The organism is Bradyrhizobium sp. BRP20, from assembly GCF_020194215.1.
GTDB lineage: Bacteria > Pseudomonadota > Alphaproteobacteria > Rhizobiales > Xanthobacteraceae > Bradyrhizobium > Bradyrhizobium yuanmingense.
Genome location: NZ_JADYVY010000033.1, coordinates 24,891 through 38,528 on the forward strand (window position 1 = coordinate 24,891; position 13,638 = coordinate 38,528).

Annotated in this window: 10 protein-coding genes and 3 pseudogenes; 1 reads left to right on the forward strand and 12 read right to left on the reverse strand. The window is 62.8% G+C overall.

Translation table 11 applies throughout. The features are described from left to right. Positions 1–29: 29 nt before the first annotated feature. From I6F33_RS36425 to I6F33_RS36455, 7 genes and pseudogenes are all read right to left on the reverse strand, one after another. The gene (locus I6F33_RS36425; protein ID WP_225145686.1) at positions 30–1,793 is read right to left on the reverse strand and encodes a DUF3363 domain-containing protein; all 1,764 of its coding nucleotides are present in this window, start codon (positions 1,791–1,793) and stop codon (positions 30–32) included. 385 nt (positions 1,794–2,178) lie between these two features. After that, the gene (locus tag I6F33_RS36430; RefSeq protein ID WP_346656704.1) at positions 2,179–2,859 is read right to left on the reverse strand and encodes a lytic transglycosylase domain-containing protein; all 681 of its coding nucleotides are present in this window, start codon (positions 2,857–2,859) and stop codon (positions 2,179–2,181) included. 160 nt (positions 2,860–3,019) lie between these two features. Continuing rightward, a pseudogene (locus I6F33_RS36435) lies at positions 3,020–3,523 on the reverse strand (S26 family signal peptidase); the annotation flags it as partial. After that, positions 3,520–3,984, reverse strand: a complete 465-nt coding sequence (locus I6F33_RS36440) for a DUF2840 domain-containing protein (RefSeq protein ID WP_225145688.1) — start codon at positions 3,982–3,984, stop codon at positions 3,520–3,522. The gene I6F33_RS36440 and the pseudogene I6F33_RS36435, both read right to left, overlap by 4 nt. 289 nt (positions 3,985–4,273) lie before the next feature. After that, positions 4,274–5,155 carry a replication initiator protein A gene (locus I6F33_RS36445; protein WP_225128623.1) on the reverse strand — a complete coding sequence of 294 codons (882 nt, stop codon included), beginning with the start codon at positions 5,153–5,155 and terminating at the stop codon, positions 4,274–4,276. A gap of 22 nt (positions 5,156–5,177) precedes the next feature. Continuing rightward, positions 5,178–5,459 carry an AlpA family transcriptional regulator gene (locus I6F33_RS36450; RefSeq protein WP_008561544.1) on the reverse strand — a complete coding sequence of 94 codons (282 nt, stop codon included), beginning with the start codon at positions 5,457–5,459 and terminating at the stop codon, positions 5,178–5,180. A gap of 296 nt (positions 5,460–5,755) precedes the next feature. Further along, positions 5,756–5,985, reverse strand: a pseudogene (locus tag I6F33_RS36455) (DUF2285 domain-containing protein); the annotation flags it as partial. A 209-nt stretch (positions 5,986–6,194) separates the two neighbouring features. On the opposite strand from I6F33_RS36455, the pseudogene I6F33_RS36460 reads away from it, so the two are divergent. Next, positions 6,195–6,397, forward strand: a pseudogene (locus I6F33_RS36460) (helix-turn-helix domain-containing protein). A 66-nt stretch (positions 6,398–6,463) separates the two neighbouring features. Here the strand turns inward: I6F33_RS36460 and I6F33_RS36465 are convergent. The 5 genes from I6F33_RS36465 to I6F33_RS36485 all read right to left on the reverse strand — a co-directional run. Next, the gene (locus I6F33_RS36465) at positions 6,464–6,784 is read right to left on the reverse strand and encodes a DUF736 domain-containing protein (RefSeq protein ID WP_128948358.1); all 321 of its coding nucleotides are present in this window, start codon (positions 6,782–6,784) and stop codon (positions 6,464–6,466) included. Between the two features lie 573 nt (positions 6,785–7,357). Beyond that, entirely contained in the window at positions 7,358–7,807 is a 450-nt protein-coding gene (locus tag I6F33_RS36470) for a hypothetical protein (RefSeq protein ID WP_225145689.1), read from the reverse strand. 137 nt (positions 7,808–7,944) lie between these two features. Further along, positions 7,945–8,868 carry a DUF2493 domain-containing protein gene (locus I6F33_RS36475; protein WP_225145690.1) on the reverse strand — a complete coding sequence of 308 codons (924 nt, stop codon included), beginning with the start codon at positions 8,866–8,868 and terminating at the stop codon, positions 7,945–7,947. A gap of 327 nt (positions 8,869–9,195) precedes the next feature. Beyond that, complete coding sequence (locus tag I6F33_RS36480; RefSeq protein WP_225145691.1) at positions 9,196–10,257, reverse strand: toprim domain-containing protein; 1,062 nt, start codon at positions 10,255–10,257, stop codon at positions 9,196–9,198. Next, a partial coding sequence (locus tag I6F33_RS36485) for a strawberry notch family protein (protein ID WP_225145692.1) occupies positions 10,257–13,638 on the reverse strand: 3,382 nt, incomplete at its 5' end. The genes I6F33_RS36485 and I6F33_RS36480, both read right to left, overlap by 1 nt.

Sequence of the window (13,638 nt, forward strand, 5' to 3'; positions counted from 1 at the left end):
GCCCTTCCGCAACTGAATTGGAGAGACTGCTAGAGGCCAAGGTCGCGCTTCCGACCAAAACCCCATTCGATGCCACCGCCGTCCTTCACGACGCCGGTGACGTGTTGGCCGAGTTTCTTTTCGAGTTCGCGCGACCAAGGCACGAGCTGGAAGCCGAGCCCGTTATCGATCATGGCGAAGCGTCCTGAGCTGAGCGTCAGCCGCTGGCGATATGTGCCCGCCACATGCTCCCCGGGGTCACGCTTCATGTAAGGGAGGCGCGTGTCGGCCGAGACTTTTGCGGCCACCTCATCCAGTTCACGCCGGCGCAAAGTGTTCAAGAGGTCGCGCTGCAATATGATGCGTTGGCCCTGCCGCCGCGCCAGGCCTTCCTGGATCAGATGCTCGGTACGGGCTTCCATGGCGTCGCGTGTCTCGCGGCCGAAGCCGCCCATGGCGAGCGGCATGGCCTTGCGTTCGACGAGCCTGTGGTCGAGCCAAGTTGCCCCTCTTGCCTTGACCTGACCACCAAGATCGAGATCGGAACGGGTCGCGAGCACCACGGTGGGGTGCGGATCGCCGGGTGGACCGAAACTCCGGACTTCGACGATGCCGCCGACGGGCGGTGCATATTCGAACGCCTCGAGCCCTCGGAAGCGCACGTGGTGCGCGCGTCCATCTGTTCCGTCGATCAGGGCGAAGGCCTCGCCGGTCAGCTCGTCATGCAGTCCACGGTCGACCAGCCGTCCGACGATCTGGGATGTCGGCTCGCCGCCCTCGATGACGAAGTCGGCAATACCGCGCGCCTCCGCACGCTCGGCAAAGGCGCGGTGCATGGTCTTGATGATGTCACCGCGCATCCCGAGATCGCGCAAGCTACGTTCGGCTTCAAGGCCGACCATCCATTCGCCTGGTGCGGTGGGTGCGGCAAGGCCCATCTTCTCCAGGTGTTGAAGGCGACCGACCATCAGGCGCCTGATCTCGGGATCGGACTTGCCGGGATTCTCTGGGCGAAGATCAATGTACCCGGTCTCATCTGCTGCAAGCCGGATCTCCCGGTCGAGCCGCGTCCACCGTTCCGCCGTGACTTCCCTCTCCAGCGTATTGCGGATCTCGTGCTCGGGTTTTGGTCCCAGTTCGATGGCGACCAGTTCCTCGGCGCGTGAGCGCAGGCCCTGGCTGATGTAGTCGCGGGAGATCACGAGGTCCGCCCCTTCCTCATCTATTCCGCGAACGAGAAGATGGACGTGAGGGTTGTCGGTGTTCCAATGATCGACAGCCACCCAGTCGAGCCGCGTGGAGAGATCGGTCTCCATTTGCCTGGCGAGATCGCGGGCAAAGGCCTTCAGGTCGGTCATGTCGCCGGCATCCTCCGGCGAGACGATGAACCTGAAATGATGCCGGTCGTCCTTGCACCGTTCGGCGAAAGCCGCGCTATCGGCGCGGTCGCTGCTGGCATCGAACATCTCGGCCCGCTCACCACTCCGGGTCACGCCTTCGCGCTTCAGATATGAGAGGTGGGCGGTCAGTGGCGCGGAGCGGAAGGCTCGCCCTTTGTGACGAACCACGCGGGCCTTCACCACGACGCGCCGCGTCGGGCTAAACAATCTGGCGCGGCTAAAGGCGAGGCGCCCGCGGCCAAAGGTCGAGCGCCCATGGGCTGCAGAACGCCTGCCGACGACGGCGTGAGCCGAGGTGTGTCCTGCTTTCTTCGCCGCCCGCAGCACCTGGTTGATGAAGCTCTTCGGCTTAGGCGAGCGTGTGCTGCGGATGCGCCCCGGCCGAACACGCAGATCACTGTCGCCCACGCTCACGGCCGGGCCTCCAAACGATCAAAAGCACGCATAGTGCCGAAAACGCCTTTGATTGCATTCGCCAAAATGCAACGCGCGGCACGCGCGCCGACCGACCGGCACGCCAGAACCCAAGCCATGCCAATGGCTTGCGGTTCGACCGGCGAGCCCCTTTTATCTCGCCGTCCTGCCGTCGTGGTCTCCCGGTCGTCGGTTCCCGAAAGAGCCGCCGCGACTTGGCAGCCACCTCGCGAAGCACCCGCTGCTTCCGAGCGCTTGCGATAGCGATCGTTACCCGAAGGGCCGAGACACCCGAAGGGTGGCTCGGTGAGGAGCGAAGCGACGAGTAGAGCGCGGGCCGAAGGCATCGCCCACACGCCATCAGCTTGCGAACCCGCACACTTGGTCATTGCGATGCTCCCGAATCCGATCGAGGGACGAACACGCCAATAGGTCGGGGGACCATGCGCGAAACATCGGGCGCCGAAATTGCGGTCATGACACCGCTCGATGGCACAAGCGCCAGCAACCGATCGCGCGTCTTCATGAGATCGGGTCGAGTAACGAATAGCGTCGCAGCTGCTGATGACTGTGCGCTGGACGTCAACCCCGGCGGCAGTTCGATGGCAAGCAAATTTGCAAGCTTTGCGACGTATGCTCGCGTCTCCTCTGGCAGAGACCCGCCTGCGAGATGCTCTTCATAGCGAGATGGTCCCGCATTGTACGCGGCGAACACGCCAGGCGAGCCATACCGATCGAACAGTTCACGCAAGTACGCCGTGCCGGCCAGAATGTTGTCGTGCGGGTCGTAGGGGTCGTTCCCGAGATTGTAGCGCTCGCGAAGTTCCGCCCAAGTCGTCGGCATGATTTGCATCAGGCCCATTGCGCCTTTTGGCGATCTGGCGTGCACGTCACCAGCACTCTCGATGCTTTGGACTGATCGGATCCAGTTCGGCGCGATCGCAAAGCGTTGTGAGGCTTCATTGATGAAACCGGCAAATGAGTGAGCGGTCTGACTGATCGTCGGCTGGGCGGCTGATCCGCTCTGGGCCAAAGCAGCACTGTCACCCGCGGTCAGAAGAAGCATCGGGGGCACGACAGCGCAAACACGCGTGCCCAACCGACCAAAGGACGCGGTCGGGCTCGCGCCAGCCTTGCAGACATCGATCGAGACGACGGAATGATCCCACAATCGATCGAGCAAGGGAATGGCAAGGAGAACACCTCGAATACGCATGATTACTCCTCCACGTCCACACCGGCATCGCACGGCCGATCACGCTAGACGCCGGAAGAAATCCAAAATACCGGCCATCAAGAGAGTCGTCCGACTGCCAGTTCATCAGAAACAGCTCGCCGTCGCTAACGACGCGGCAGCCCTGCCATTTCGGCAGCGGCCTGCCCCGTCTGTCGTGATCCTTCGCCTCGCCCACCGCGACGTCGTCGACCGAAATCGCGAGGCCGGTTCTGCAAACACTTTGCCCCGGAAGGGCGAGCACGCGCTTCAGCATGGGGACGCCAATGGGTAAATAGCCGTTTAGGTCGAGGAAGGTCGCGAGCGGCTCCGGCGGCTGCACGGCGACTAATTCAGTAACTTGGAATTGGTCTGCCGGTCGGAGGCGGTAGAGACCGATTGGCACGCTTGCGGATGCGTTCCAGATGTAAAGCGGAAGCGGCTCCAGGACGATCGTCGCGATGAGCGCAGCAGCGACACCAAACGTGGTGGTCAGCGTCTTCATGCGGCCCGTCATCGCATGATCCTCTGACGGTGAAGCCAAGCCTGGTGGCGCGCTTTCGTATACGGGCGCGGGTTTTCGTTAACCGACAGGCGGTTATGAACGTGATGCCAATGATCGGGCGCGACATCAGCAGGATCGATGCCGAGTGCCTCAACGGCATCGATCATTTGCAGCACTCGTTCGACCTTCGGCCAGCCGGACAGACGCAGCAAAATCTCTCCGCCGGGCTTCACATACGGCACGGTCGAGCAGCGCTGTCCCGGAGCGACTGCGCGCAAGATGTCGATCCGCGAAATGATTGCCCCAAAGTCGTTGGAGGTCCATCGGGCGAAAGCAAAGATGCTGCCCGGCGCAAATGACAGGACGCGCCGATGGCGCTCAAGCTCCCTTTCCTTGACGACACGACCGAACCGAATCCGGTTTTCGATACGCTGGTCGAGCCACAGCACTTCTACTTCGGTAAGATCACTCATACCGCCGCTCCCCTACGCTCGACCTCGGAGCCGTTCGCTTCGACGGCCGGGAAGTGCGTGTACGGCTTGTGAAGGCCAGCAGGGCGAACGGGCCGGCTTTGCCGGCCACCTCCCAAGCGCTTTGCGGCCTGGTCCGTTAGAAGAAATCCGAAGGATTTCTGGTTAGTAAAGTTAGAGCGGCCGGAAAGCGCAGAGAAACAAGCCTTTAAGGTCGATTCCGGTCCCCGATAGCACGAGGATCGGGTCCCCGATAGCACGAGCATTGCGGTCCTCGATAGCACGAACTGATTCACAGGTTGTCCTCCGAATTTGGAATGAGACCGCGCCGGCGCAAGCGTGCCGTCAGGGGATCAACAGGCGTTGGCGCGAAGTTCAGCCGCTCGATGCCGTTCAGATCCCGTGTGAGCACGAGCTGATAACCGGGCAATGTCTGGCGCTGGACGATCTGACGTACGTCGTAAGCAAAGTGCTTGAGCGGCGAGAGGATGCCGGACTTGGCATGGAGGTGTGCAAGGTCAAAGCTCCAGCCATCGTCCTGCCGACCGCCGTGCTTGCGCACAAGACGATAAAGCCACCGCTCAAGTCCGCCGGTGAGCTCGAAATAGGCGCGGTCGATCGTCAGCACGAGCGCGTCGTCGATGACGCCGGCATAGAACCAATCCGGCAGGATCAGCTCGAGCCCGAATGGGCGGCCATTTGCATCCGCCGTCTCCTTCCACTCGTTTATCCAGGAGAAGCGATGCCGTCGTCGTTCCATCGGCTGGCGGATCGACGTCAGCACCGTCGTTGACTGAAGTCTGTCGAGGCCCGCCTTCAGACGGTGATAGTCGCGTGCGCTGGTGCCGCGGCCAACGAACGTTAGAATCTCGTATGGCGTTGCAGCCATCAGACGCGACGTCTTCAGGCCCGCATCCCGGGCTTCGACGATCTGAGACGCGGCCCAGATCAGAACGTCTGCATCCCAAATGGTCGCCATGCCGTGTTCCGGAACAGCTTCGACACGAATTGAGATCGCACCTGCGCGGAAATCGATCGGCACAATCCGCTTCGTTTTTGCGAGCGAGAAGAACGGATAGGCCATCAGATCCTGCGCATCTCGCGGCGCGAGATCGCCGGGCAGCGCCCGAAAGAGCTCAAGCTGGCCGCGCTCGGAATGGTGTTTGCGCCGCATGGTCACTGCTCTCACGCGGCTATCAGCGACGTTCCTGACCTGCATAGGGACGCAGGGCCGGATGCTTCTTGGCGGGCAGCACGGTCCCCTTGCCGGGATCGGATGTCGAGGTCTTGGCGCCGCGGTCGGCCCACGCTTTCAGGTCATCGACGGCGTAGACGACACGTCCGCCAATCTTCCGATATGTTGGTCCGGTGCCGTACGTGCGGTGCTTCTCCAGCGTGCGACCGGAGAGACCGAGGTAACGCGCGGCCTCCGGGGTACGCAGGAAGCGCGGGGGTAGACCGGCCATCGGATCGGGCATTTGGGGATTCCAGGATGACAGCGCACCACGGATGGCGGCGCTAGCGTGTGTGCGGCCATCATGGAGGAGCAGGTTCTCGGAGGGGGATGCCGAATATGGAGGGAGCGGTTTTCGGCACGCCTTGGGAACGACGCTACCCATCCCTGCGCCCGGGCCGCAGAATTTTTTGCGGTGACCACCGCGCATCAACGCGAGGCCGGCTTGCACCAGGCGGATCGTTCGATTACGCAGATCGTGGGTCTTCTAAGCGCGATCGGGGACGCGGTTCTTGCCGGACAGGCGCCGAGTAAGAGTCGCCCTTGCTCAGTCACCCATTTGGCACGAGCAAGATGACTCTGATATGCGCGCCGCGCACGGTCCGGCTCTCGGTCGGACCACTTGAGCCACTTCGCCCCAGTCCGCCCCCTCACCGTCGGCCGTGCAGAAGGCGAACGTACGTGACGACATGCTGTTCGTTATAGGCCGTCAACGTCGGCTCGTTCGGCGCACTGTCAGCTACGTCTGGATCTGGGGCTCGCTCCTGCATCATACCCGCTTTTAGAACGCCTATAAGCTACGCCATGGTCTCCGATGCGCGTTGGAATCCAGGATAGCCCTTGGGTAGACACACGGCCGAGCTCGGTCGCGCACGTAGCGTCGTCACATCGATAGCATGTTCGGACACGAATAGAAACGATCGTTGCTAGAACGATCGTTCCGGTCAGTTTCCCATATCGCCATGGATCTCAAGAGATCATGGCTGTGACTCTGCGTCGGAAACGCCATGATCTACAAATGACGCAGGAGGAGCTGGCCGAGCGTGCGGGTCTAATCGCCGTTATGTCGGCGCCATCGGCGACGCATCAGCAAGCGATACCGTGCTCGGGCAGATTGCTGAAGCATTAGGGGGCGAGCCGGAAGACCCGCTCAAAAGGGCTGCGCGGCTTAGCAAATCGTAATCCGCACCTCAGCCCGGGCGCGAAGTGCCCCGTCCGGCGAACCGGGCGGGGCTTGATTGAGCGAGCTTACTCACCGTTCTTACGCGGCCGCGACCAGAGGAGCGTGTAGCCTTCGCCGCTTTCGTCCTCGAAGAGGTTCGCATAGATCGGAGCGTTGAACGAGGGGTCGTCGAGCTTGAGTGAGAGGTAGTCGCGGCCTTCCTCGGAACGCTTCGACCAGGCTGCGCCGATCTCCGCGCGCCCCACATAGATGCGGTGGCTGGGGGCGTTGTCGTTGGACCGGTTGGTCTCGGCGACGATGCGGACGCCCTTGGCTTGCAGGCTCAGGGTGACAATCTCGCCCTGGAAATCGTTGCCGACCTTCTTGAAAGAACCGATGTTAGCCATGTCACTTCTCCTGTTGTGTTTCGAGCCCGCGACCACCGCGGCCTCGATGGCGATCTAGGGGCGAAGACGATCGGCGACGCACCCGCCCGCGGGCCGGAGCGCAGCGGAGGACGCCGTTGTGGCGACTTTCTTGACTCGCGAGGAATGGGCGAAGCCCAGGGGAAGAAAGTCGCATCAACGGCGTTGCGGCTCAGACGATCGAGGCGAAGCCGGTCTTCGGCCAGATCAAGCCATCCATGAGGCCACGTGCGTCGGCGTGCTGAACCGCAATCTCAGGAGAAGACATGACTCATATCGGCTTTGCTGAACAAGAGGTCGGAACCATTCAGCGCAGAAAGAGAAACAATTTTCTGCAAAGGGCGGTATCGTCTCCCACGAATGGATCGGCGCAACACCGCTCCGCCGCGGCTGCGTGGGCCAGACCCGAACGCCGGCGGCTTGATCGAGAGCTCCGAGGCGGACTGCCTCTACCGCGCTCGATCGCTCCCGTTCAGCGCGCCGATCTATGCGAACCTGTTCGACGATGAAGGAGGTAAATGGTCATCTCTCAGGCCTTCCGGCCGTAAGAACTGGTTAGGACGGACTCTCCACCACCCTACCCGGCTCGAACGGGCGGGTCTCCGCCGGAACGATCAAGCGCGTCCATGACGTAACGCCAATGCAAACCGCGCCCAGGCAAGCGGAGACTTCACGCCAAACCAACGAAGGCACCCCAATCTGGGACAGGGCGAACACCACATGATAGCCGGCAACGGCGGCGGGAATAGCAAATGCTGTCGCGATCGCGATGCGCAAAGCCAAGGACCGGGTAATTGCGACGGCGACTTGGCCGAGGACGAGCGTCAGCGCACCGCCGGCCGTCGCGATAAGTACCGCACCAATGAGGCCGGCGCCGCTCCGAAACGTAGTCATTCCGATACTGAGAGCGACGAAAAACGGCAGTGCATACACAGCGAGCGCAAAGATCGCCCAGCAGAACAAGCCGATGCCGAGTGTGTTGATGGCAAGCCCAAGGGCAAGCATGGTGGTGGCTCCATGTGCATAGATGTACCAGTCGCGCCTTCCACCACCACCACGGCGCAACTCTGAACATGAGACCGAAAGGAGGCGGAGTTGCGGCGCATGCCCCCGCTCCAACTGTTTGGAGGCGAGAAGACGGCTTATGTGCCGCCGAACCTCCAGACCGGGATGCCGAGGCGCTTTGCTTTGTCCGCCAGGTTGTCCTGGATTCCTGTGCCCGGGAAGTGCATGACGCCAATCGGCAGGAGTTCGAGCATGGCGTCGTTGCGTTTGAATGGGGCTGCCTTGGCGTACTTGGTCCAGTCAGGCTTGAATGCGATCTGAGGCACCTTGTGATTAGTCGCCCATTTGGAGGCGATAAGCTCCGCACCTTTCGGCGAGCCGCCATGGAGCAGGACCATGTCGGGATGCTTGGCGTAAACCTTGTCGAGGCGGTCCCAGATGAGGTGGTAGTCATTAAAGTCTAGCCCGCCGGTGAGTGCGATCTTCGGTCCTTCCGCCAACAAGACCTCGGTTTCAGCGCGACGTTTTGCTGCGATGAAGTCGCGGGAGTCGATCATTGCTGCGGTCAGCGTGCGATGATTCACCAGTGATCCCGATCGAGGGCGCCAGGAGGATCCGGTGTGAGTCTCAAAGCGTTCGATGGCCTGATCGCGGAAGAGTTCCAGGCAGTTGCGGCGCTCGATCAAAGTGATGCCCTCAGCCGTCAAGCGCTCGAGTTCGACTGATCGGACCTCAGAGCCATTCTGCTCGCGCTGGCTCTTCTGCTGCGCCTGCTCGTTATCGTCTAGATGGCGTTCGATGCGGTCGACGGCTCGATGGAACAGGTTGACGGTCGACCACAGCAGATCGCCCAGGTCCGGCTCGAGCCGCGTGTCGCTCAACGTCGCGACCAGGGCGTCGAACACATCGGCGACGGCGCCAGCGATCATCTTGCCCTCGGGGAGCGGTCGTGGGTCAGGCTGGTCGTCGAAGGGACGGTAGCCGAAGAGCTGTAGTTCGGTCAGCACGTGGTCAGTTGGAGAAGAGGCGTGCGGCGGTTCGATATCGTCGTTGTCGGTCATTGGAGTGATCCTTTTCCGGATCGGCCGCGCCCATCGCGGCCTTCGTGGCGATCACTCAGACGGCGGGCGGAACGGGCCAGAACCCGCAAGGGCCGAAGCGGCAGCGGAGGATGGCGGAGGCCGGCTATTTTGCTTCGCGATGCAAAGCGCGCCGGTCTAATGGCTGATGTCTTCTCATCGCCAGCGCGCGGCGGAAAATAGCCGGGCGTAGCCATTGCCGGCCCGGTCCGCTTGCCGTCCGATCGCCCTCTAGAAGGCCGAGGTCGCGTCCTCTTCCGGCAATGGCCTTGGAACGACCGAGCTATCAACGTCGATCGAAGCACCGGCCTATTCTGCGGCTACTGTCGACGAATGCAGGAAGCGGACGACGTCCTCTGGTGCGAGTTGAAGCCGTAACTCTGCTCGGAGGGCCTCGAGACCGAAGATGTGCAGGTCTTCGTTGAAATCCCCCAGCCGGGGCGACAGGGTGATCGCTTCAACGCCGGCTTCTTGCGCGCGCTGGGTGAGAGCAGCCTGCACGGCATCTCCGGCGGCATCGGCGTCGCGGGCGATATAGAGCCGACGCAGGCCAGACGGCAGCAACATGGCTGACAGGTGACTGGCCGAGAGCGCCGCGGCCATAGGCATGGTCGGCAGCACGTAACGCAATGAAAGCATGGTCTCAATCCCCTCGCCCGCGGCGAGCACGTCGTCCACCACGCCGAAGCGGACGGCGTTGCCGAGCAGGTCGCCCATGGCCCGTCGTGGCGTGTCGATCGGAGCCTTGCCGAGACGAATGCGATCAAAGCCGTGTGGATCGAGCCAGGTTCGGTGCGCTCCCGTGATCCGCCCCTCAAGGTCCGTGACGCGGGCAATCATCGCCGGCCAGGTTTCGGTCGGCGAGTGCTCGTCCGGCCGATAGTAGCAACGAGCGTGGAAGCGAAGGCTGCCCCCATGGTAGATGCGGGCTATTCCACGACGCTGCAGATACGTCTCGACCACGGTACCTTCGATCGGGCTAGAGATCGCAAAGAGCCGGCGGGCGGCTTCCTGCGATCCGGCCGGTGCAAGCGAACGAACGGGTTTCGGAGCAGCTTGCTGCTCGAGACGCGGCAGCTTTAGGAAGCGCCTCGCCTCCTCGGCAACCTCGCGGAAGTCGCGCAAACCTCGGCATTCGCGGATGATGTCGAGGAGGTCGCCATGTTCGCCGGTTGCAGCGTCAGTCCATTTGCCGGCTGGGCCCTTCGGCGATTCCTGGAGCCGCACGAACATCGAGCGGCCCGGCGTGTTGTGGACATCACCGACCACCCAGTACCGCCCCGCCCGCTTGCCATTGGAGAGATAGTATCGGCACACTGCCTCGGCCTCGCGCGCGAGACGGCGTGCCAGTTCGCAAGGCGCGGGGGACATCACGCGGCTTCCCGCTCACTGACTCGCGCGACCGGATATGTGTCGAGCACCTTTGTCAGGATTTCTATGCCGCTTTCGTCCGTAGGCACGAACATCCGCAGCTTCCAGGAGATGATCTCTCCAAAGAGGCCGTAAGCACGGAGGCGATCGCGCATCGTGTCGTTGAATCCCGACAGCTCGATGCGGCAAGCGCCCATCACCGGGACGCGGCGAAGCTGGAGCCCCTCCGGGAGGTCGAGGACGGTACGTCCCTCCATCATCGCGGCAAACGCAGCATCCGGCGTCAGCGTGGGCGCGTCCGCCGCGAAGGCGTTTGCGACCCACGCCGCAGAAACCTTGCGGCCGATGATGCGCTCGCCCGCATCGGTCTGGAGCCGATAGACGCGGGTCGATTCGTTCGGCAAGCATTTCCAGATGGGCAACAGCAAGCCGGCCACTACGTGGATCGTGCTTTCCGTGAACTCAGGCACCTCGGCGAGCTCCGCCAGCCAGGCCGCGGCAAAACGTTCGCGATCCGCTTCGACCCAATGGCTCTCCGCCATCATGTTCAGTCGGACTTGGTGCTGCTCCATAGGGCGGATCAGGCGGACGCGGCGCTCGATGTCGCCGTCGTCGAGCATGATGCTCGCGGCCGGAACCTGCACGGCGGCCCTTCCTGAGCTCTCGTTGATCAGCAGGACGGCAGGATTGGAAAGACGAGTAAGGGCGTCATCCAAACCAACGGGATGGTTACGCTGGCGCTGGATGACGCTGAGCAGCCGCGTCTCGGCACCTGTGCGCGGATGGACATAGATCGTCCGCCGGCCGCTGACGACAAAGCTTTCGGCGCGGAGCGTTTCCAATCCGACATCGTACGTGCCCGATGCGACCGCGCCCTCGATCCGGGCGGTCAAGAGCTGCTCGAAAGCAGTGAACAGGACATTTTGCAGGTCGATGGTGAGCGCCAACAACCTGTTCAGGAACGTGATCGGCGGCAGGTCATCCCTGAGCCCATTGGCATCTGTCAGCTTCAGGCCGGTTGCATCCTCGAACTTCTCGAGCGAACAGCCGTCGACTTTGCCACGCACCAGCAGCATGTAGAGTTGACGCAAAGCATCGCGCCCGTACTGACTTTCGAGATTGTCCTCGGGCCGGAAGAGGCCCTGTCCTCCGGTCTGGCGCTGGCCGCGCGTAATGGCCCCCAATGTGTCGAGCCGGCGCGCGATGGTGCTGAGGAAGCGCTTTTCGGCCTTCACGTCGGTCGCGATGGGCCGAAACAGCGGGGGCTGCGCCTGATTGGTCCGGTTTGTGCGGCCGAGCCCCTGGATCGCAGCATCCGCCTTCCAGCCGGGCTCAAGCAAATAGTGGGCCCGCAAGCGGCGATTCCGGGCCGACAGCTCGGCGTGGTAGCTCCTCCCCGTGCCGCCCGCGTCGGAGAACACGAGGATTCGCTTGACGTCGTCCATGAAGGCCGATGTCTCAGCGAGATTGGCCGAACCGGCTCGGTTTTCGACCACCAACCGGTCGCCCTTACGAATGATACGGCGCGAGCGGCCGGTCACTTGGGCGACCATGTCGGTGCCGAAGCGCTGGACGATTTGATCCAACGCGCCGGGTACCGGGGGCAACGAGGCGAGTTTCTCGATGAGGCGGCCGCGTCGTGCGACGGCTTCCCGGCTCTCGACTGGCTGGCCATCGCGATAGACAGGCCGAGAGCAGAGATTGCCCTCCGAGCCGGTGAAGGGCTCGTAGAGCTGGACCGGGAAGGAATGGGCGAGATAGTCGAGCACATATTCGCGCGGAGTGATGTCGACCTGGACGTCGCCCCAGTCTTCGGTCGGGATCTCGGCGAGCCGGCGCTCCATTAGCGCTTCGCCTGTTGAAACAATCTGGATGACGGCGGCATGGCCGGCGTCGAGATCGCGATCGATCGACCGGATGAGCGACGGCGTTTTCATCGAGGTCAGCAGATGACCGAAGAAGCGCTGTTTGGCGCTCTCGAAGGCGGATCGAGCCGCGGATTTTGCCTGCCCGTTCAGCGTTCCGGTCTCGCCGGTGATGTTGGCGGCCCGCATCGCCGCATCGAGGTTGTTATGGATGATGCTGAACGCATCGGCATAGGCGTCGTAGATGCGAACCTGCTCCGGTGTAAGCTGGTGCTCGACGAGTTCGTACTCGACGCCCTCATAGGACAATGAGCGGGCGGCGTAGAGACCGAGCGCCTTGAGGTCGCGCGCCAGAACCTCCATCGCCGCGACCCCACCCTGCTCGATTGCCTCAACGAACTCGGCACGTGTGGCGAATGGGAAGTCGGCACCGCCCCAAAGGCCGAGGCGTTGGGCATAAGCGAGGTTGTGGACCGTGGTGGCGCCCGTCGCCGACACATAAACCACCCGAGCATTGGGCAAAGCGTGCTGGAGCCTCAGGCCTGCGCGCCCCTGCTGAGAGGCCGCCTGATCGCCGCGCTCGCCCTTGCCACCGGCCGCATTCTGCATGGCATGGCTCTCGTCGAAGACGATCACTCCGTCGAAGTCGGAGCCCAACGATTCAACGATCTGACTTACGCGCGAAAGCTTCTCGCCACGCTCGTCGGTGCGTAGCGTGGCGTAGGTGGCAAAAAGGATGCCTTCCGAAAGCCGGATCGGTGTGCCCTGGCGAAACCGGGACAGAGGCGTAACGAGCAGTCGCTCCATGCCGAGTGCGGACCAGTCGCGCTGCGCATCCTCGATCAGCTTGTCGGATTTGCTGATCCAGACCGCCCGGCGGCGGCCATTGAGCCAATTGTCGAGCAGGATGCCGGCGACCTGCCGCCCCTTGCCCGCGCCGGTGCCATCGCCCAAGAACCAGCCGCGGCGAAAGCGGACGGCATTCTCAGCGTCGTCGCGCGCGGCCGCCACAACATCAAAGGTCGCATCGACGGTCCAGGAGCCCGCAAGGAATTCGGAATGCGCCTCGCCAGCATAAATGATGCTCTCGACCTGGGCGTCCGATAGAACTCCATCTGCCACCAGACTTGAAGGCAGATGCGGACGGTAGGACGGCTTCGGCGGCGCAACGGACGCCATCGCCGCGGACTGCACGAGTTTCGTCGGATGTGAGCACGATCCGGGAATACGGATGGACTGTAATCCGTACTCCTCATATAGCGCATCGGTGAGGCGGGCGCCTTCCGGCGGCGACCATTCGACGGTCTCGTACGTGAGCTCGACGCGATTTGGCGCTGCGCTTTCCGAAGTGGACGACAGACATGATACGGAAGCGCCCGCCGATCGGGGCATTGCAGGGCGGCTAACGATGTCGGCCACGACCGGCGCGGCGACGGGTAGCCTCGGAGGCACGTACTGGGTCACCCAATTGAGCAAGATGGCAACATCGCCGGCCATGCCCTGCGATGCAGGAAAA